The sequence below is a fragment of the Variovorax sp. PMC12 genome (genome assembly GCF_003019815.1).
Classification (GTDB): Bacteria; Pseudomonadota; Gammaproteobacteria; order Burkholderiales; family Burkholderiaceae_C; genus Variovorax.
On record NZ_CP027773.1, the window covers coordinates 2,617,224 to 2,635,264 of the forward strand.

Here is an 18,041-nt window from a genome sequence, read left to right on the forward strand (position 1 = left end):
TCAGCCTTTCAGGTTCTGCAGGTTGGAGGCCACGCGCCGGGCCCAGCCTTTGCCGTAGGTCGGCCAGTTGCCGCTGTCGGTGTAGAACTGCAAGCGGTAGCCGTTGAAGGCGGCGGCGATCAGTGGTCCAGCGGCGCGCGCTGCAGCCACGGTCTGCGCGCCGATCACGCCGTCGGGGTAGGCGCCGACCGCGCGCTGCAGCCACTTCGCCGACTGGGTGACACCGCTATTCACGGCAGCGTCGAACACATCGAAGCGCACGCTGTCGGGCAACTCGTCGGCGCGCACCGGCGCCCAGTAGTCGCGCCTGTAGATGGCTTTCGCTGCGTCCTGCGTCAGCGCCTTTACGTCCACGTTGGGGTATGAGCGCTTGCTGATGCCCCAGTTCGTTTCCCCGCCCGGGTCGCGCGGATCGTTCACGTAGCCGCCCTCGTGCCCCAGCAGGCGGTCAAATGCTTGATCGAAGTTCATGGTGTTCTCCGGTTCGGGGTCTGGTAAACCGGCGCAGCCACCGGCGCGGTCTGCGTCTTGACGGCGCGCATGTCGCCCTCGAGGTTGTCCATGCGGAAGCGCAGCAGCGCCTGCTCACCCGCCAGCGTCGTGACCTGGGTGTTTCCCGCCTTCACGGTGATCTGCAGTTCGGCCACATCGCGCGCCGTCTGGTTCGTCGTGAAATACATGCTGATCAGGAAGAAAGCGGCTGTGCCGAGCGCGCACAGCAGCCCCCACAGGGGGATACGCACATCGACGATGCGAGACACGCGCTGCAGGTCTCCGGGCTGGGATTCTTGGGACATTCCACGTACTCCAGCGGCGTCTACCGCTCCACGATCTTGAGAAACACGGACCGGTCATCGATCCGTGGCGGGGTGTTGGTGGTCGTGATGCGGCAGGTCACGCGCAACTTGTTGGGGCCCGTGGCGGGCTTCGTGCCGCCGCTGAGCCATACGGTGGCCGTGGTGGCGTCGAAGGCTTGGTCCACCACGGTTAGGGTCGGATCGACGATGAACTCTGCGCCGGCGATGCTGTCGCCCGGGTTCAGCGCGAGCCAGGCTGACCAATCGAAAGCGTAGTCGAGCGTCGCGTCGGGGTCCTTCTCAATCACGGCTTCACCGCGGTCAACGACGTAGGTGGTGGGCTTGATGGTGGCCATGCTGGTCTTTCAGTCGGTGAAGGCAATGCGCCGGTTCTCGCCGGCCAGGGCGACGATGCGGCTCTCGGCTTGCACATCGAAGCCCCGCACTTCGGCGACGACGACAAGCCCGCGCTGCTCGGGCTGCACGTCGCGCGTGCGCTCGTTGCGCTCGAAGACATAGCGGTGCCGCATGCGCGCGGTCTGCGAGACGGCAGCGAGAACCTGGGCCGCCACGAAGGCGCGCACCGTGTCGGCAACCGTGGCCGTGGCCGCCTGGGACACGCCGGCGAGCGTCTGTGCTGCCGCAGATGCGATGCCGACGAGGGCCGCAGCGCCCTGGGCAACGCCGTCGAGCGTTTGAGAGCCGGCGATGTGCGCGACGTTCTGCACCGTCGCAGTGGCCGCCTGGGAGACCCCCGCCAGCTGCTGCGCCGCCGAAGCCTTTCCGGCCACGACCGCAGCGGCGTTTTGGGTCACGCCACCGAGAGTCTGAGCGGTGCTGAAGTGCGCGTCGGTCGCGGTCACCGTGACGGCTGCCACCTGGCTGACGCCGCCCAGCGTCTGCCCGCCTGCGATGGATGCAGCAGTAGACCCCGTCGCCGCTTGGGACACAGTCGAGAGGGTCTGGCCCGCACTTGTCCTGACGACGACTGCACCGGTTGCCGCCTGGCTGACGGTCGCAAGAGTTTGTGCTGCGGACGCGCTTACTACTCCTGCGACTGCCGCGACCTGGGAGACCCCGTCAAGCGCCTGCGCAACAACCACCGTCCCAACGTCAGGGAAGGGCGACACGGGCAACGTGAAGTTTGCCGTGTATCGCCCCACGCCCTTCGTGACTCGCACGTCATCGATATTCCCGGGAAAGTCGTAGGCAGCGTTGCGCGTCGTGACCTGGGCACCGATAGCCAGGAAAGAGGTCTGGTAAGAAAAGTTGCGCGAATCGGTAACAGAGGCTTCCTGTATCCCGTCAACGAACAGCTTGATGGTCGAGCCAGCACGGGTCGCTGCAACGTGATGCCATGCACCGTTGGTGAGCACCGACGTGCCGGTGGCAATCGCACCGTTCGCTGCGCCCGTGCTGCCATAGAAGTTCAGTCGCCCGGCAGAGTTCAGCTCTAACTGCCATGTGACCTGAAGCGGCACATAGAAGTCAACGATGAGCTGCTCGCGTGTCGTGCTGGTCTTGATCCAGGCTTCGACGGTGAAATCGCCCGAGCCGAAAACGAAGTCGGCAACACCCGGTGTTGTGACGTAGTCACCCGTGCCGTCAAGCGCGAGGGAGGCGGAGCCGAACTTCGGCGACGTGGTGCTGAGCTTTGCGCCATCGACGGCCGTGAGCGTCTTCCCGGTCTGCTCGGTGAACGTCGTGGCATTGTTTGCCCCATCGAAATGCGCGAGCAGCACCACGCTCGCGAACGAGCCATCTCCTCCAGGAATGTTGCGATCAGCCACGAGGCTCCAGGCTTACGGGTTGCCTTCGGTGATCGTCCAGCCGGTGATCTGCGCGGTCTGGCCGGACACGATCGACGTGTTGTCCACGGTCAGGTCGCCGCCGCCACCCGTTGCCGTCACGCTGCCCTGCATGTGGCACGTGGTGCCCGCGCTGTCCTTGATGCGGTAGTGCGCGGCCGTGCCGGACCCCGACGCCGTCGCGCTGATTGGCGTGCTGCTGAACGTGAGCACGCCGCCCGTCTGGGTCGACCAGTCGGAGGCCAGAGCGAACTCGGCGAGCAGCGTGCCGCTGTCGGCCGCGGCGCAGTTGGCCGGCTGGGCGCCGGTGCGGATCTGCACCTTCGCCGACGTGCCGATGGTCGTTTCGATCTGTGCGCTGCGGGCGTTGCGCAGCGCGGTGCCCATCTGAATGGTCATGGGAAGCTCCTTGAATCCCGGCACTGTGCCGGCTCAAGGAGCCCCCGGCTAACCCTACTGGGGTGCCATCAAAGCGAGGTCGAATCGCTCCCGCTGATGCTGGCCCCAGCGTTGATGCCATTGAGCGAGGCAGCTGCCACCTGGGTGGTGCTGGTCAGAGCGGCAATGGCCGCCTGCACCCGATCGCTCAGCGTCTGATTCTTTGAGCGCAAGTTCGCCTCGTTGCCAGCCTCCTTGATCTGGGCGTCAGCGATGGCCAGCCGCACGCGCGGCTCAAGCGCGGCGCTTTCGGCCTGGTAGAGCGCCACCAGGTTGCGGGCCAATTCGCTGCGCACGCTGACCATGGCCGTGGCGAGGCCGGCCGCCACCTGGTCGCCCTGCAGCAACGTCCGGATGTAGTCGCCTGCGCTGGCCACCGCCTTCATCCACATGTCCAGCGCCTGCTGGACCGCGAAGCGGGTGTTCTCCAACTCGGCTCGGAACGCTTCAATGCTGATGTCGCGGCTCTGCTCGGCCAACTTGTCGCGGGTGTCTTGGTGGATCAACTGCACCTGGTGCACGAGCGCACCGGGCGGCAACGGGAAGCCGCGGTTTGCGAAGCTCTGCATGGCGTCGCTCTCAGCGCGCATGGCTTCGATCTGCAGCCGCGAGCGTCCGCGCTCCCAGAGCTGTTGTTCCACGGCCGCATTGACGCCCGTGCCGCCTGTGGTCAGCGCACGGTTGATCCAGGCAATCGCGTTGTCGAAGTAGGAGCGGTCCGGGAAGTAGGTCTGCAGGTAGTCGACGTAGCCCATCGTGATCTCGTCGTGGATCTCGGCGCGGGCATCATCGAAGATCGCCTTGGCGTCCGCCGGGTTGTTGTCCGGAAGAACTGGCTTGATCGGCATGACATAGCTGGTGTCGAGGTCGACCAGCGGCACCTGGGGCGCAGGATCGGTGATCTCGATGGCGTCGTCGGCGCGCGCAGATGCTGCGTTCAGCAACAGCACGGCGTTGCGCCATTTCCCGTTCATGACCTGCGACACGATGACAGGCGCGCCGGCACCGCCAGTGCTCGGGTCAGGAACGGAAACGAGGTCGCCGGGATTGATAGGGGTGGTCATGGTCGTGTCTTTCGCGAGAGGTCGGCCACTTCGAATTCGAGGCTGTCGATCTCGAAGTCGGCACCGTCCTGGTTGTAGAAAACGGGAATCAGGTAGTTCGTCTTCAGGCCCTTGCCGAGCTTGAAGCGGTGCTGCTGCAGATCGTCCGAGTAGCCCCGCGCCTCGTATTCGAAGGAGCCGGCCGGGCCCGCAACCTTGAGCACGAGCTTCGCCTCGGAGGCTGCTCCCATGTAGACCTCGGAGACCGTCTTCTGCTGCGGGGTGCCGAAATCCAGCTTCCCGGGCGAGATGGCGGCCTGAATGGGCGCGCCGGCGTCGCTGTTGCCCTCCAGCAGGAACAAGCCGTCCACCTTGGCGCCGTAGTAGCGGTCGCCGATGCGCGCGAAGCTGTTGAAGGCGTAGTTCGCGTAGGTGGTGCTGCCGAAGCCGGACAGGTTGACGGCGTGCACTTCAAGGTCGGCGCCCGGCGTGGAGAGCAGCACGTCGAAGGTGAAGCCGTCGCGGATGTCGATGGTCTCGACACCGCCGGCAATGCTCATCGGGATGTCGAGCCCGAAGGCGTCGCGCATGTCGGCGATCGCGATGCTGGTGCCCGTCATCGGGACATCAAAGCCGAAGCTGTCGCGGGCGTCAGCCTGGTTGACAGCAGTGGCCAGCAGCGGCACATCGAACACGATGCCGTCGAGCAGGTAGCGCAGCGTCTCGGAGGCCTCCACGCCGAAGGTGCCCGCGGCGGCCGGCATGACGCCCAGGACCTGGCCGCCCGGGTGATCCGACAGGAAACCGCTCGGCGCAGGTGCTGCGGCCGTGCTGGTGAAGACCTGGCCCGACAGGACGTTCATCGCGCCGGCGGCGGGCGGCATGGTGCCGATGATCTTGTTGTTGGAGACGATCGTCGGCGTGCCGCCGTACATCGCGCCTTCGGCCGCGGGCATGACGCCCGCGAACTGGGAGGCGTCACTTTCGGCCAGGAAGCCGGTCAGCGCCGGCATGCTGGCGCGGATGCCGTTGCCTACGCCCAGGAAGCCCACGGCGCCCGGCATCACCGTCACGAACTGCGCGGCGTTGCTGGTCTCGCTGAGCAGGCCCTGGGCGCCGGGCGTGACGCCGACGATGCCCCCGGAGCTGAACACCTCGATGTCTGGCTCGTCGATGCTGTCGCCGGAGCTGAAGAGCGCGGCGGCTATGAACAGGTCGGAGCCTGGGGGCACCGCCGAGGGTTCGGTGGCGATGATCGCGCCATTCTTTCGATAGGTCGCCAGGCCGCCTGCCGACACATCCATCTGGAATTCGTCGCTGGACAGGTAAGAGGTCAGGAACGTGCCCGTGAGCGACTTGACGGAGCCGGTGTTGAACAGCAGGCCGTGCAGCAGATGACCGTATCCTGCGGGCGGATCGCCAGCTTCGCGCGTGACGCCCACCGCGGCGCCCATGACGGCCTGCGGCACCAAGTAGGTGATGCGCGCGCCGCCGTGCGCCGCCGCGATCGAGTGCGCGAACGATGTCCAGCCCTGTGGCGGCACGTCGACGGCGAACGCCGGCGAGCCGATCACTTCGGCCGTGGCCGGGTGGAACACTTCGACTGTGTAGGTGTAAGGGGTCAGCGGCGACAGGTTGACCGGGTAGTTCGGATCCCAGACTGTGCTGGTGCGATTCGTGACCGGGTCGGTTGTCGTGACCCACGCACCCTTTGTGGTGTTTGGCGCCCCAAGTCGCACAGCTGTGCGGGACTCGGAGCTCCAGTAGGCCGGGCGCGCAGGCTGATACGGCACTTCGGGCACCGTGTAGCTGTAGCCGTTTCGGATCAGTTGGTTGGTCATGGGCTGGCCTCAAGTCGGTGGGGCGATACGGCTGTCCGACGCCCAGGGCGTGCCTGGCGTGGCGCCTGCCGGCTGGCCGTTCCGGCGCAGGAACGTGAGCGCGGCGAAGTCCTCGAGCTGGAACTTGCCGACGTCGCTGACAGGGGCTGCAGCCTGATCGGTGAGCACCGCCCTCTTCCGCCACGTGGCGCCGCGGTCGCGCGACTCGTAGAGGGAATGCGCGCCGTCGTACATCGGGGCCACGATCACGCCGGGCGCGATGGCGGTCACAACGCCTGTGCAGTAGTTCGGCTGCGGCGCCGGCGGCATGGTTGCAACGGAGACGCCGTCGGGCGTGAACAGCAGCACGGGCGGCTCGTTCTGGATGTTGGTGTAGACCGTGGCCAGCGGCCGGGTGACGACGACGGCGCCACCCTCCACGCCGACGCAGCCGCCGCTCCAGAACGCCAGGGCGGCATTGACCTCGCCGTCGAACAGCGTCAGCGTGGACAGCAGCGTGCGCGCGTTGGCGTCGACGATGCCCAGCTTCACCTTCGCCTTCAGCACAAAGTCGGCGCCCGGATTCGGCGCATAGGGCACCACCACGTAGGCCAGTGCGCGCGACGCGCTCAGCGGCGCCGCATAGAAGCCGCAGGCGTTGACCGCGGTATTGAACATCGTCGCGTAGCCGGGGACGGGCAGCGTCTGGATGGTGTCGAAGAATTCCTGGAACAGCGCGGTGCTGCTGGCCTCGCTCCACGACGCGCCGGCGTCATCGGTGAACTGAAACACCAAGCCCGGGCACGCGGCGGCATCGACGCTCGATCCGCTGTAGTGCGGCCGGAGGTAGGCGCCCATGAACACGTGCCGGCCCGGCGCGATGCGAGCCGGCGCCGCGTAGGTCGCGAGCTGGTTGGGCAGGTAGAGCGTATCGCCGAGGACGCGCGTGGTGCCGTCGTCGCGCAGGAAGGCATGGTAGTGCTGGCCGCTGGGGTCCAGGCTCTGGAACACATAGGCCGACTGGAACTTCCGAGCGCCGGCCGGGCCGTAGACCTCGCCGGGCACGAAGGTGAACTGCGTGCCGTACTCGAAGGGCGCGAAAGCGGTGAAATCGTAGAAGGGCACGAAGCGGGTGCCGTTGCGGGTGCGGTAGGTCTGCAGCTTGTAGGCGTTGCAGGGCTTGCCGTCGAAGTCGGTGGCCGTGCCCAGCAACGTGGATGCGGTGTCCAGGCCGAGCCCGCGGCCGTAGTAGCGGATGCGATCGACGCCCAGCAGCCCGTCGTCAGCGATGAAGGTGCCGCGGTCGGTGAAGCGCCCGCGCGCCGTGGCGGAGCCCACCACACGCTTCTCGCCCGCGATCATGCCGAGGCTGTAGAAGCCATCCTCCAGCAAGCCCTCGTGCGTCACCTCCAGGAAGTCGCCGCGTTTGTGCGCCACGACCTGGCCGCCGGTGGCCGGGTCGAAGCGGCGCTTCTTCAGGTAGGGCACGGTCGACGACGTGTCCAGGAAGGTCGCGTCCTTCCCGCCCTGACCGCTGAAGCCGTCGCGGTACTTGACGGGCTTCATGCGACCTCGCGGGTGTTGACGAAGTTCGTCCAGAAGTCGGGGGTGGGAGGCGGCGGCCCGGCCGTGTCGATGCGCATGTGCAGCACCGAGCCGCCAGCACTGCCGGTGGCCGAGCGCTGGATGTCGACGCTGGGAATCAGCTTCGCGACCGTGGGCGCCTGAGGGATCGTGCCGCGCAGCACGCCGGCGGTCCAGACCTCTACCGTGCCGGCCAGCTGGTTGACCTTCATTTCGAAGGCGCACACCGTGCCCACGCTGCCCGGCTGCGTCCAGTTCACAACCTCCGGACTGCCACCAATGCTGCACAGGAACTGCACGAAGTACTGCGAACCCGACCCGGGCGTGAGCGTCAGGCCGATGTAGTCGCCCGACGATCCGCTGCTCGAGGTGTAGACCTTCAGGCGCAGGAAGTTCTGCGATGAGTAGGCAGACGCGGTGTTCTTGATGCTGCCGCTGAACGTGAAGTCGTCGGTGGACAAAATGTCCGTGGTGAGGTGCAGCCCTTCGTCGTTGGCAGCGGCCGACACCACGCATTCACCTGAGCCGTTCAGTTCGCACTGCCCGGCACCGGTCAGGCTTGCCCCCCAGGATGCGCCCGTCGCCGCGCGGCCCGCGATGGAGCCCGCCGCACCAACGAAGTCATCCTCGAAGAGCAGAGCCATGGCTTAGCCCGACGGCAGCGCCGTGGTGTAGAAGTCGACCGCCTGGGGCGCGCCGCTCACCAGCGCCACGCTGGTCAGGATGCCGTCCGTGCCGCCGGTGCCCAGCGTGCCCTGAATGCGCTTCTGGCTGGTTGACAGCGTGCCGTCGTCGGCCGAGAGCACGTGGCGGAAGAACGTCGCTGTGCCAGTGGCGGCGTTGGTGCCGCTCCAGGTCTCGCCCGGCGCCTTCGCCAGCACGCCGCCCGCGGCGGTGGTGTCGTAGTTGATGCCCGATCCGCCATTCTTGATGGTCACGAGCAGCGTGTTGCCGGAAAGTGCGGCGTCGGCCGTGGCTGGGACCGGGCCGGAATAGATGCGGATCTCGCCGCCGGCCATCGCTGCCTTGAGCGAGCCGGAGTCGAGCATGTAGTTGCGCAGGCCAGTGGAGAGTTTGAGCACGGCGGTTCCTTTCAGGGGGTGGGGGTTGCGGTCGGTCCCGCGAAGATCTGCAGCTTGGAGCCGTTGGCCTGCACCTTGGGCGATGCGAAGCGCACCACGCTCAGCAGCACGCCCGCAGTGCTGCCCTTGGCCGAGGCGGACACCATGAAGGCGCCGCGCACGGTCTTGTCGGCGGTGAAGACGAATTCCGACAGGCTGGCGGCGTTGCTCACCGAGCCGCCGGACACGGCGCCCTCGTCGAATTCCTTGCGCGAGCCGCTGTAGGCCGTGCACTCGGTGGCGAGGCTGGCGATGGTCGCTGCGGTCTCGCTTCCGTCGGGCGTGTAGTCGCCCTCGAACAGGCCGATGTACCAGGTGGGCACCTGGGTGACGCTCTTGAAGGCCAGGCCCAGCAGGAAGTTCAAGCCTTCCATCGGCACGCGGTTCAGCCGCGGGGGATCTTCGGCGAGCAGCCGGCCATCCGGGCTCCACGACAGCGCACGGTACAGCACGCCAGCTTTTTGGTGGTTCATAGGTCGGTTTCCTTGACGATGGTTTCGACTGCGAAAGAGCCCCGCGCGGCGCCGATGGGCCGGGCCGGCTCCTGGCGCGCGCAGAGGATGTGATGGGCGCCGTCCTGCTCACGGAAAAGTGTGGCGCCGGCGCGGGCCTTGCCGAACTTCAGCGCGCCTTCCTGGACGTTGGTGGCCGAGCCGTCCGGGGCGCCGATCACCAGCCCGCGCGGCGACAGCCAGAAGGCCTGCTGCGTGCCCTGCCCGTCCGACGTGCGCACAGTGCCGCCCGAGCCCTGCAGGCCACCGTAAGGAAGCACCGAGACCGGCGTGGTGTCCAACAGGCCGCCAGCCAGCCAGTACGTGCAGTCGGCGCAGACGAAGACACCGGTGTCCATCGGCTCTATGACAGTGATGGGCGCCGGGAACGGGATGTAGCCTTTCGAGGGCGAGAACAGGCCGTAGTAGTAGGGCTCCGAGAAGCACAGCAGATTGCCAACAGCCGAAAGCAGCGAGCCGTTGTAGTGGCGCACCGTGCTGCCCGCGGGCATGTCGGCCAGTAGCAACGAGCGCAGCACCGGGCCGTTGTTGGCCAGCGCCACGATGTCGCCGCCGTCGGCGAAGGTTCCGTTGAACACCGAGCCGTTCGGGCCGGTCATGTAGATCATGGTGTTCGCGCCCAGGCCGGCAATGCGCAGGCCGCCGTTCTCGGGCAGCGTCAGCGCGACGGGCGGCGTGGAACCGGATTCGCCCAGCGGGCCCAGTTCGGTGAATGCCAGCTGGTAGCGCCCGGCTGGAAGCGCGCCGGCGATGGCCGAGACCGTGGGGACCACGGCGGTGCGCGGCGTCACCAGCGGCAGCGCGCTGGCGCCGCGCAGGCGGCCGATGCGCTGCCCGTTCGACCACACCACGTCGCCATCAGGCATGCGCGCATAGCTGATCGCGGCCATCTCCGGCAGGTCCGACAGCACGCTGGTGGGCGTCAGGCCAACGTCGGAGGGCTCGAGGTGCAGCAGGTCGTTGCCGATGGCGCAGTAGCCTTCCGTCTCGTCGCCCCACACCGAGTGCGCGGCAGCGCCGGACAGCGCCAGGGTGATGCCGCGGCGGCGCTTGAGGTAGCCGCGGCCCGTGATGTCGATGTTCTCGCCGGCCGACAAAAAGGTGGCCTTTGATCGGTCCGGCAGCGTGCGCGCCAGTTGCGTCGGCGGCAGCCGGTTGTTCACGCCAGGCGCGAAGGAGCCGAGGTTGACGCTGCGCATGGTCAGAACCGCATCCGCACCACAGGCGGACGCTTGTCGCGGCGCTTGCGCTGCACGTTGGCGTCAGGGCGCTGCCCGAAGCTGGCCGTGAAGGCGGCTTCGTGCTTCGCGGCGGCGTTCGGGTCGAAGGTCTCGGAGTCCTTCTTCAGGTAGGCGCACCGGTACATCCACTGCATCAGGCGGTCGTGATACAGCGTCTTGATCTCAGGGATCACTTCCAGGTTGTCGACGCTGTACGGGACGAGCGGCGTGCGGTAGACGGTCATGGCCACGGTCGGCGAGACGGCTATGTCCTCGGCGCGCGGGATCCGGTAGAAGCGAATCGTGTCCGAGCCGGTGTGGATGAAGTGGCAGGGGCGGCCCGCCAGCGTCTCCCAGGCCAGGTGCTCGCAGTCGAGCTTCTCGGTGCTGGTCTCGTGGATGGGGCGGCCGTTCCACGAGGCCCGTTTGATCTTGAGCACGGACGGGTGCAGGGGGTATTCGCCCACGCCCGCCTGCAGGTTGATCGAGCAGACGGCCGACGTGGTGTGATCCTCGATCAGCAGCGCCCGCTCGGCGACCTCGTTCACCGCCTCCGTCAAGTAGCCGACGATGTCCTCGTCCGACCACAAGGTATCGCCATCGCCCCCGCCCAGGCTGTTGGCCTGGTCGTCGAGGACGCGGCGAAACGTGGCGATGAACTGCTCGACGTTCATCAGGCGCCCGCGGCTTCTTCGCTGACTTCCTTGAAGATCGCGTCGGCTTCGTCGCGCTGGACCTGGAAGCCCACGCGTTTCTGCAGTGCCCGCAGGTCGGGTGTGCCGTCGTTCTTGAAGTCGCCTTCGTTGTCGCCGTCGAGCATGGCGCGGATGGCGTCGGCAATGACCTTCTTGCGGTCGAACTCGGGTTTCTGTTCGTCGTCCACGATCTCGTCGGGCGACGTCAGGCAGCCGCGCGAGATCGCCTCCCGGCGGAACATCAGCGGGACTTCGGTGCCGGCGCGCTCGATGACGAGCATGTGACCGCTGGTGAGGCCGATGGACACGGCCTCGTCGGTGGGGGCGTAGAGCTTCATGGCAGTTTTTCCTTTGTGCAAAAAACCCGGCAGGGATTAAGCTGCCGGGGGTTGAAGAGCCCTTGCGGGCCCGATCACTTCACCAGGAGAAAGGTGAGGCTCAGCCCTGATTGCTGAGGCTGCGGCCTTGGACGATGTAGCTGACGCGCAGACGTGCGGCGCCGGCGGTTGCAGCTGTACCCGTCTGGGAGATGGTCGCCTTGAGCCACTCGGCGATCGTGTGCTTGTAGCCCGTGGGCGTGAGAGCGGTGCGTGCCACCGTCTTCAGGTCCACCGCGTTCATGTAGCGCGTCGCCGAGTTGGCGTCGCCCAGCGACAGCGTCGCCGTGGTGGCGCTGTTCCAAGCGGTGAGCACGGTGAGGTCGCCGCCGAGCACGATAGCGTTCTGGGGCAGCTGGAATGCGTTCTCGGCGGTGCCGTAGGCGACCGGGTCGGCGTAGCTGATGTCGATGATGGCTTCGAGCGGCGATTGCCGGTCGGCTTTGCGTTGGAGTGCCATGGTCTGTCCTTTCAGTGACAGGGAGGGATTGGGGTGTTCTGCGCGAGACGCGAAGGGGGCGGAGCGCTGGGCCCCGCCCTCGCCTGCTTACTGCAGGTAGTGGTCCACCGTGACGATCCCGAAGTCCTCGACCGACTTGGCGTAGATCGAATAGAACTTGGGCTTCAGGAGACCGAACATCTTGTCGACGTTGATACCCTGCTGGCTGTTGTACTGGAAGGACTTCTCGTCCCATTCCGGCACACCGATGTCGGCCATGCCCAGCGCCTGCGAGCCGCACAGGAGCGTGCGGGTGCCGTTGACCGTGCCGCCCGAACCCCACTTCGAGCCAGAAGCTGCGCCCTTGGTGTTGTAAACCAGGCGGTGCTCGTGGATGACGGCGCCGTCGACGGTGATCGTCGCGCCGGTGAACCACGGGCTGTCCAGGCCCGACTTCGTCGCCACGCCGACGACGGCGCGCTGGTAGTCGGGATCCTTCTTCAGCTGCGCCAGCGTGCCGGGCTGCACGAAGAGCACGTAGTACTCCTTGCCTTCCGACATCAGCGGCTTGACGTAGTTCTCCTTCGCGTAGGCGATGAGGTCCACGATCATCTTGTAGCTGACGGTGTACGAGCTGGTGATCGAGCCCGTATTCGAGGTCGCCAGCTGCGTACCGTCCCACATGAGGGAGCGCTTGGCGCTCGGGGCCGTCACGTCGGCCGCGAACGACAGGTTGGGGAACGAGGAGCCGACACGCGGCGCGCCGTTGTTCATGAAGGCATACGAGATGCCGGACATGGTCAGGAAGGCCAGCTGGTCGACACGGTTGGCCAGCCAGTAGCTCAGGCGGCTCTTGCCCATCTCGCGGAAGTTGATGACCGTCTTCTGGTCGGCCAGCTTGCCCTTGTTGCGCACGCCGTGGTTGATCAGGTCGATGTTGAGCACTTGGGAGTAGCTCTTCATCTCTTCTTCGTTGCCCTCGCGCTCGTTGTCGCCGATGCCGCCGTCTTCGACCAGGTCGGCCACCAGGTGCATGATGACCTGCTCGCCCTTTTCGGTCTTGGTGAGCTCGGTGATGCGCTGGATCACGGCGTTCTCGCCGCTGCCCAGGAAGCGCTTGATGAACATCTGGTCGCGTGCGGCTTGCCACACGTCGCGGGACCAGACGATCTTCTGTTGCGGCGTGAGTGCCGCGAAATTGGTTGCAGCCATTTGGCATGCTCCTTTTGCTTGGGTTTGGAACGTCGGTTCAGGCGTTGCGCTGCCAATGCGGGAACATGTCTTTGGGGGCGGACAAGGCGCCGGGCTGCTTTACCGTCCTGCCTGTGGACGAAGGTCACCTTGTGACGCCCGAGGGTCGGTGACTCCCTCGGGCCTTTCGCTACAGGCTCAGTCGCCGCGCAGCTTCTTCTTCTCGGCGTCCGGGAGAGCTTCGAACTGCGCCTCGGTCATGGTGGTGACGTCGATGCGGCCCTGCGTTGCCCGGTTGCCAAGACCGTTGACGATGGCGGGGGGCTGCAGGTTCGAATCTGTCGCTCCACGCTCTATCGCCTTGGCGGTTCGAGTGTCAACCGCAGGAGCTGCCGCCGTCGATTCCCTACTGGGGGTAGGAGCCGCTGCCGCAGTGGCCGGAGCGAACTTCGGGGCCACTTCGGCAACAGCCTTGTTCAGCGCCAGGTGAGGCTTCATGCCCTCGGAGATATAGGCGTCGCGCGTGGCCACCACGATGCGCAGCGCGGTTGCGCCCTCTGTGGTGTTGAGGAACGGGTAGGCCGCGATAGCGGCGTCCGAGGCTTCCTGCAGCGCCGTGGCCTGCTGCTCGGCTGTCAGCTCACCACGGATGCGCGTGCTGGCGCGCTGCTCGGCGGTGTCGACGATGTGCGCGTTGATGGCCTGGCGGATCTTCGCGGCCTTGCCGCTGTCGCCGTCGAGCAGGGCTTCCGCGTAGGCGGCCTCCTGGGCGTCGATGTCGAACGCGGGGGCCGCAGGAGCAGCGGGTGCCGCTGGCGCCGGGGCCGGAGCGCCGCCCTGGCTCTTCAGGCGCAGCACCTCGGCCTCCAGCTCGGCAGCGCGGGCCTCCGCGTTCTTGCGCGCGGTGTTCACCTCGTTGAAGCGACCCTTGGGGATGTGGCCACCGTTCTGGCGAGCAACCTCTTCGGCCTCGTCGGTTGCGGGTGCTGCAGCGGGCGCCGGCGCGGCGGCCGGAGCCGGCGCGGCTGTGCCCTCGGCGCTTTCGACCAGAGCCTTCAGCGCCTCGGCGCTCAGGTCGTTGGTGTTGACGCTGTTGCCGTTGTTGTCGAGAACAACCGGGTCGTCGGTCGGGGTGAAGTTGTCGCCACGGTCTTCCGCGGTCTTCGGGTCGACGGTGACGGGCACTTCGCTCACGGTCACAAGTTCTTCAGCCATGTTTTCTCCTGGTGGTGGGTCGGGTGATGCGGATCAGTCGGCTTTGCCGTTTTTGTCTTCGTCTGCCTCTTCCTGCACAGCCTGCAGGGCGGCGATCTTTTCCTTCGCCCGGGCGAGCGCCGCCTTGAAGCGCTTCGGGTCCTTGCGAATCTCTTCGGCCTCGGCGAGCGTGCGCAGGTCGGAGTCGATCTGCCAGTCTTCGGGGCCTTTTTCTGCGGTGGTAGCCATGAGGGTTCCTCTTGCGGGTGGTTGAAAAGGGGTTACGCGGCAGCGTCGTGCAGGCGCTGCTTGAGCGCGTAGCCCATGAGGGGCCAGACCTTCTGCACGGCGTTCTCGCGCGCAATACGCCGACCAATCTCGGCGTCGAAGTTCTCGGGGCTGGCACACGCGCTCTCGCCCGTGACGGTGAAGCCGTTGCGCAGCACCAGGACGCAGAAGGTCAACAGGCCCAGCGCCGCCGGCGGCTTCACGTCGCCGGAAACGACTATGTGGTGACGCAGGCTTGCCTCGCCCGCAACACCTTCGGCGGCGGTGAAGTAGTGCTCGCTGGCGATGTTTGCTTCGATGTCGTCAGGCGTGACGCGCGGCGCGGTCTTCCCCTTGGACTGGATCAACTGCTCGACTGAGGCGTCTTGCTGGCCCGGCGACAGATCGGGCAGCGGGCCCAGGCCAGTTGCGGTGGCGCCGTCGCTGAAGGTCTTCGTTGACAGGTGGTCAACTAATGCAGCAGTGCGCTCATCCGCCCGGTCTGCGCTCTCCTTCCAACGCTCCCCCAGCTTTTCTGAGACTGCGGCGAAGTTGCTCTTCTTTCCCGCTTCCGGCTTTGACTCGGGTTCTGCACAGGGCAACTCGTCGCGCAGGCCGGGCGCGGACGCAGGGGCCGGAACCTGGCTCCAGAACGCTCGGTGCAGGTGGTTCCATGCGCGGTTCACGCGGTCATTGAAGCCCGGGTGCAGCGCGCCCAGTTCTTCCATCGCGTCGCGGATGGCGCCGTACAACAGACTGGCCTGCGGCTTCTCGGGCTCCGGGACCGGGCACACGACGTTCAAGAAATTCGTAATTCCTTCGCCTATATCTTTTGCTGCATGCGGGTTTTCGGCGAGCACCCTTGCTGCACCGCAAACCAATTCGGCCTCAAGTTGCTCGCGGCGGATGCGGCGAGTAGTGGCACACACCGATGTGGCGGCGGTCAACGCATCGTTGGCGCGCAGATCAACGACTACGGGCTTTTCCGTCTGCTTGCCCAAAGCCTTGAGACTGCTCTCTGCCTCAGACCGGACCGATTCGGCTGCCTGCACCGCAACTTGCGCGCGGGCCTGCCCCTTCTGGAAGGGCATCCAGGTGCAGTAGGAGTCGCGGGGCGTGAGTTGGTCTTCTTGCACCAACGGCACGCTGGTGCGCGGGTGCGGCGCGCCTTTGGCATCGAACACGGTGAGGTTCACCATTCGATCGTTCCAGACGCGAGCGATGACGGCAGCGAGCGGCTGGCCTTCGGGCGGCGAAGCGAATCCGCTTTCGCCGACCAGCCGGGACGGGTGAAACCAGACGACGCGGCCGACGGTGGGGGTGATGAAATCGCTCATGGGAAGCTCCTTGGTGGTGGTTGTGGTGATCAGGCGGGCATCTGCGCCATCGGGTTGCGCACCCCGTCGTTTTCAGGGGTCTCGATGCCGTGGGCCACGCCAAGCTCAGGGCTGGCCGGCGTGATCGGGTTCGTGTTGTTCGGGATCAGGCCCTCGGGCGCCGTGGGCAGAGTCGTGCCGAGCTCGGGCACCAAGGTGCCGCCGTCGGCGTCCACGAAGCCCTGCGAGCCGAGCAGCGTGTCGGCGAGCAGCGCCGTGGCCGGGGTCGCCGCGATGACCTGCGCGGTCTGCAGCGCGCTGTACATCGTCCGGCCCTTGGCCTCTACCGTCTCGGCGTCGACCTTGCCGGCCTGCGCCTTCGCGACGGCCGCCTGGGCCTGTGTGAGCGCGGCCTTGGCCTCGGTCAGCGGATCGACCGGGGGCGCCTTCGCGGCGGTCATCCCCTCGATGATTTCCTGCTTGTCCTGCAGGTTCGAGTAACGCACCACGATCTGGTCGGGGATGTTGATGCCCTTCTCCTTCATCTCGAGCGCCTGGTTGAACTGGCTGTTCTCGAAGGTGATCTGCATCGGCTGCTCGCTGACCACCACGTCGTATTCGCCGACGGTGATGTCGTTGAAATAGCTGCCGTCTGGCATCGGCTTGTTGATCTCCAGCGTCTGCTCGACCTTGTTGCCGAACTGGTCGGTCTCGGTGATGCGGAAGATCCGGTGGCTGTCGTAGTAGCGCTGGATCATCTTGTAGAGCCGCACGGCGAGGAGCGCGCGCGTGTAGCTCAGGTTGTCCAGGGGAACGGCCAGCTGCTGTTGGCTGGCGAACTGCTTGGACTGAATGGCGACGCCGGCGACCTCGGGGCCGTTGCCGCCGCGCATGGCTTCGGGGACCGTGACATCCTTCAGGGCCACGGTGGCGCGGTCGATCAGGCGGTCGATGCCTGTCGGCACGCTGTTCGGCTCGATCTTCGAAGGCTTCTGAGCGCCCTTCCGGTATTCGACGACCAGGCCGGTCTTGGCGCCATCGGTCTCCAAGTCCTCCGACTCCATGTTCGTGAGCGACTCCTCCTCGACCATCCACCCGCTGTTGGCCGCCGTGTTCACGATGGCGATGAACTGGCTCACGCCCTTGTTCAGCGCCTCCTGCGGCCCGATGGCGTTGTCCACCATGCCGCGCGTCTTGCCGCGGCGGAAGTAGGCGAAGTACGGCACCACGGTGAAATGCTCGTGAGGGCTGTACTGGTCGAACAAGAGCGCGCAGTAGGTACTGACGGTCCACTTGATGCGCCGGCGCATGCGCGAGGCCCTGACGGCGCCCTTCTGCATGGCGGCGTCCACCTGGTCGGGCGTCATGTTGTCCAGCGTCTCGACGTCGCCGGTGTCCGGGAACACCAGGCACTTGGTGTTCTCGTAGACCCACTTCTGCCGGTCGACGATGCGGTAGCGGCGCAGCAGCTTGCCTTCGAGCGTGTTGTAGGCGTCGAAGCTGCCGCTGCTGCTCTTGAGGCGGTCGCCGAACCGGTTGCGGCGCGTCTCCTCGTCCATCTCGCCCCAGTCGTGGCCGTCGTCGCCCGACGCCTCGGCCTTGGTGCGCGCATCCTTGCCGTAGAGCTGCTCGATCTCGTCCAGCGTGAGCCAGCGCGTGATGATCACGTCGCCCCAGCTGTCGGGGTCGTAGGACTTCGCGTCTGGATCCGGCACCACGTCGAGCGGGTCGAGCGTCTCCACCTCGATCTCGCCCTTGATGTTCTTGTCGAAATTCATGCGCAGGTTGAAATACCCGCGCTGCTGGATCACGCCGTCGCCGAAGACCTGCGTTTCCTTCCAGTGCAGCTTCGCCTGGTCTGCGATCTGCATGGTGACCTTGGAGAGGATGGTGGCCGTGGCCAGGTCGCCCTTCTCGCCGCGCGGCTTGAACGCGATGTCCATCCGGTTGTGGATCTGGTAGCCGATGGCGCTGTTGACGCTCGGCATGATCTCGTTGAACTCGTAGAAGGGGCGGCCCTCCTCGGTCAGGATCGCCTTGTCTTCCTCGCTCCACTGTTCGCCGCCGCCCAGGTACATGCCCTCGCACTTCTGGGCCTGCTCCATGTAGTGCAGGTGGCCCTGGTCGCGGCCGTAGAGGTAGCGGTACCAGTTCTCGCGCGCCAAGGCGTCGCCGGTGGGCTCTGGGGTGTTCTTCGAAGGGTAGACAGCAGAGGCCAT

Annotated in this window: 20 protein-coding genes; all 20 read right to left on the bottom strand. The window is 66.4% G+C overall.

Annotated features, from left to right (window positions below; all coding sequences use genetic code 11):
- A complete protein-coding gene (locus C4F17_RS12165) occupies positions 1 to 471 on the bottom strand; it encodes a glycoside hydrolase family 108 protein (RefSeq protein ID WP_106935394.1) in 471 nt (156 codons plus the stop codon).
- On the bottom strand, positions 468 to 797 hold the full coding sequence (locus tag C4F17_RS12170) for a hypothetical protein (RefSeq protein ID WP_106935395.1): 330 nt from the start codon (positions 795 to 797) through the stop codon (positions 468 to 470). The genes C4F17_RS12165 and C4F17_RS12170 overlap by 4 nt, the downstream gene beginning before the upstream one ends.
- A 20-nt stretch (positions 798 to 817) precedes the next feature.
- Complete coding sequence (locus C4F17_RS12175; RefSeq protein WP_106935396.1) at positions 818 to 1,153, bottom strand: phage fiber-tail adaptor protein; 336 nt, start codon at positions 1,151 to 1,153, stop codon at positions 818 to 820.
- A 9-nt stretch (positions 1,154 to 1,162) separates the two neighbouring features.
- Positions 1,163 to 2,587 (bottom strand): LamG domain-containing protein, encoded by a 1,425-nt coding sequence (locus C4F17_RS12180; RefSeq protein WP_106935397.1) that lies wholly within the window; start codon positions 2,585 to 2,587, stop codon positions 1,163 to 1,165.
- A 12-nt stretch (positions 2,588 to 2,599) separates the two neighbouring features.
- Positions 2,600 to 3,004 (bottom strand): hypothetical protein, encoded by a 405-nt coding sequence (locus tag C4F17_RS12185; RefSeq protein ID WP_106935398.1) that lies wholly within the window; start codon positions 3,002 to 3,004, stop codon positions 2,600 to 2,602.
- 68 nt (positions 3,005 to 3,072) lie between these two features.
- Positions 3,073 to 4,107, bottom strand: a complete 1,035-nt coding sequence (locus C4F17_RS12190) for a hypothetical protein (RefSeq protein ID WP_106935399.1) — start codon at positions 4,105 to 4,107, stop codon at positions 3,073 to 3,075.
- Positions 4,104 to 5,927: a hypothetical protein gene (locus C4F17_RS12195; protein WP_106935400.1), complete on the bottom strand. Its 1,824-nt coding sequence runs from the start codon at positions 5,925 to 5,927 to the stop codon at positions 4,104 to 4,106. The genes C4F17_RS12190 and C4F17_RS12195 overlap by 4 nt, the downstream gene beginning before the upstream one ends.
- A 9-nt stretch (positions 5,928 to 5,936) precedes the next feature.
- On the bottom strand, positions 5,937 to 7,472 hold the full coding sequence (locus C4F17_RS12200; protein ID WP_106935401.1) for a hypothetical protein: 1,536 nt from the start codon (positions 7,470 to 7,472) through the stop codon (positions 5,937 to 5,939).
- Positions 7,469 to 8,134: a hypothetical protein gene (locus tag C4F17_RS12205; protein ID WP_106935402.1), complete on the bottom strand. Its 666-nt coding sequence runs from the start codon at positions 8,132 to 8,134 to the stop codon at positions 7,469 to 7,471. The genes C4F17_RS12200 and C4F17_RS12205 overlap by 4 nt, the downstream gene beginning before the upstream one ends.
- A 3-nt stretch (positions 8,135 to 8,137) precedes the next feature.
- Positions 8,138 to 8,572 carry a hypothetical protein gene (locus tag C4F17_RS12210; protein WP_234382776.1) on the bottom strand — a complete coding sequence of 145 codons (435 nt, stop codon included), beginning with the start codon at positions 8,570 to 8,572 and terminating at the stop codon, positions 8,138 to 8,140.
- A gap of 11 nt (positions 8,573 to 8,583) precedes the next feature.
- Positions 8,584 to 9,084, bottom strand: a complete 501-nt coding sequence (locus C4F17_RS12215) for a hypothetical protein (protein ID WP_106935404.1) — start codon at positions 9,082 to 9,084, stop codon at positions 8,584 to 8,586.
- Positions 9,081 to 10,322, bottom strand: coding sequence for a hypothetical protein (locus C4F17_RS12220; RefSeq protein WP_106935405.1), 1,242 nt, complete (start codon positions 10,320 to 10,322; stop codon positions 9,081 to 9,083). The genes C4F17_RS12215 and C4F17_RS12220 overlap by 4 nt, the downstream gene beginning before the upstream one ends.
- Before the next feature lie 2 nt (positions 10,323 to 10,324).
- Positions 10,325 to 11,017 (bottom strand): phage adaptor protein, encoded by a 693-nt coding sequence (locus tag C4F17_RS12225; RefSeq protein WP_106935406.1) that lies wholly within the window; start codon positions 11,015 to 11,017, stop codon positions 10,325 to 10,327.
- Positions 11,017 to 11,376: a hypothetical protein gene (locus tag C4F17_RS12230; RefSeq protein WP_106935407.1), complete on the bottom strand. Its 360-nt coding sequence runs from the start codon at positions 11,374 to 11,376 to the stop codon at positions 11,017 to 11,019. Before C4F17_RS12230 ends, C4F17_RS12225 begins: the two co-directional genes overlap by 1 nt.
- Positions 11,377 to 11,476: 100 nt before the next feature.
- Positions 11,477 to 11,875, bottom strand: a complete 399-nt coding sequence (locus C4F17_RS12235) for a hypothetical protein (RefSeq protein WP_106935408.1) — start codon at positions 11,873 to 11,875, stop codon at positions 11,477 to 11,479.
- Positions 11,876 to 11,962: 87 nt separating this feature from the next.
- A complete protein-coding gene (locus tag C4F17_RS12240) occupies positions 11,963 to 13,066 on the bottom strand; it encodes a N4-gp56 family major capsid protein (protein WP_106935409.1) in 1,104 nt (367 codons plus the stop codon).
- 177 nt (positions 13,067 to 13,243) lie between these two features.
- Positions 13,244 to 14,260 carry a hypothetical protein gene (locus tag C4F17_RS12245; protein WP_106935410.1) on the bottom strand — a complete coding sequence of 339 codons (1,017 nt, stop codon included), beginning with the start codon at positions 14,258 to 14,260 and terminating at the stop codon, positions 13,244 to 13,246.
- Positions 14,261 to 14,293: 33 nt separating this feature from the next.
- Positions 14,294 to 14,488, bottom strand: coding sequence for a hypothetical protein (locus C4F17_RS12250; RefSeq protein ID WP_106935411.1), 195 nt, complete (start codon positions 14,486 to 14,488; stop codon positions 14,294 to 14,296).
- A 32-nt stretch (positions 14,489 to 14,520) separates the two neighbouring features.
- Positions 14,521 to 15,843 carry a Gp49 family protein gene (locus C4F17_RS33735; protein WP_234382779.1) on the bottom strand — a complete coding sequence of 441 codons (1,323 nt, stop codon included), beginning with the start codon at positions 15,841 to 15,843 and terminating at the stop codon, positions 14,521 to 14,523.
- A 29-nt stretch (positions 15,844 to 15,872) separates the two neighbouring features.
- Positions 15,873 to 18,041, bottom strand: a complete 2,169-nt coding sequence (locus C4F17_RS12260) for a portal protein (protein ID WP_106935412.1) — start codon at positions 18,039 to 18,041, stop codon at positions 15,873 to 15,875.

Excerpts from the sequence above, each read along its gene's own strand:
- C4F17_RS12165 (WP_106935394.1), bottom strand. The coding sequence starts at position 471 with ATGAACTTCGATCAAGCATTTGACCGCCTGCTGGGGCACGAGGGCGGC.
- C4F17_RS12170 (WP_106935395.1), bottom strand. The coding sequence starts at position 797 with ATGTCCCAAGAATCCCAGCCCGGAGACCTGCAGCGCGTGTCTCGCATC.
- C4F17_RS12175 (WP_106935396.1), bottom strand. The coding sequence starts at position 1,153 with ATGGCCACCATCAAGCCCACCACCTACGTCGTTGACCGCGGTGAAGCC.
- C4F17_RS12185 (WP_106935398.1), bottom strand. The coding sequence starts at position 3,004 with ATGACCATTCAGATGGGCACCGCGCTGCGCAACGCCCGCAGCGCACAG.
- C4F17_RS12190 (WP_106935399.1), bottom strand. The coding sequence starts at position 4,107 with ATGACCACCCCTATCAATCCCGGCGACCTCGTTTCCGTTCCTGACCCG.
- C4F17_RS12195 (WP_106935400.1), bottom strand. The coding sequence starts at position 5,927 with ATGACCAACCAACTGATCCGAAACGGCTACAGCTACACGGTGCCCGAA.
- C4F17_RS12200 (WP_106935401.1), bottom strand. The coding sequence starts at position 7,472 with ATGAAGCCCGTCAAGTACCGCGACGGCTTCAGCGGTCAGGGCGGGAAG.
- C4F17_RS12205 (WP_106935402.1), bottom strand. The coding sequence starts at position 8,134 with ATGGCTCTGCTCTTCGAGGATGACTTCGTTGGTGCGGCGGGCTCCATC.
- C4F17_RS12215 (WP_106935404.1), bottom strand. The coding sequence starts at position 9,084 with ATGAACCACCAAAAAGCTGGCGTGCTGTACCGTGCGCTGTCGTGGAGC.
- C4F17_RS12220 (WP_106935405.1), bottom strand. The coding sequence starts at position 10,322 with ATGCGCAGCGTCAACCTCGGCTCCTTCGCGCCTGGCGTGAACAACCGG.
- C4F17_RS12225 (WP_106935406.1), bottom strand. The coding sequence starts at position 11,017 with ATGAACGTCGAGCAGTTCATCGCCACGTTTCGCCGCGTCCTCGACGAC.
- C4F17_RS12230 (WP_106935407.1), bottom strand. The coding sequence starts at position 11,376 with ATGAAGCTCTACGCCCCCACCGACGAGGCCGTGTCCATCGGCCTCACC.
- C4F17_RS12235 (WP_106935408.1), bottom strand. The coding sequence starts at position 11,875 with ATGGCACTCCAACGCAAAGCCGACCGGCAATCGCCGCTCGAAGCCATC.
- C4F17_RS12240 (WP_106935409.1), bottom strand. The coding sequence starts at position 13,066 with ATGGCTGCAACCAATTTCGCGGCACTCACGCCGCAACAGAAGATCGTC.
- C4F17_RS12245 (WP_106935410.1), bottom strand. The coding sequence starts at position 14,260 with ATGGCTGAAGAACTTGTGACCGTGAGCGAAGTGCCCGTCACCGTCGAC.
- C4F17_RS12250 (WP_106935411.1), bottom strand. The coding sequence starts at position 14,488 with ATGGCTACCACCGCAGAAAAAGGCCCCGAAGACTGGCAGATCGACTCC.
- C4F17_RS33735 (WP_234382779.1), bottom strand. The coding sequence starts at position 15,843 with ATGAGCGATTTCATCACCCCCACCGTCGGCCGCGTCGTCTGGTTTCAC.
- C4F17_RS12260 (WP_106935412.1), bottom strand. The coding sequence starts at position 18,041 with ATGGCCTCTGCTGTCTACCCTTCGAAGAACACCCCAGAGCCCACCGGC.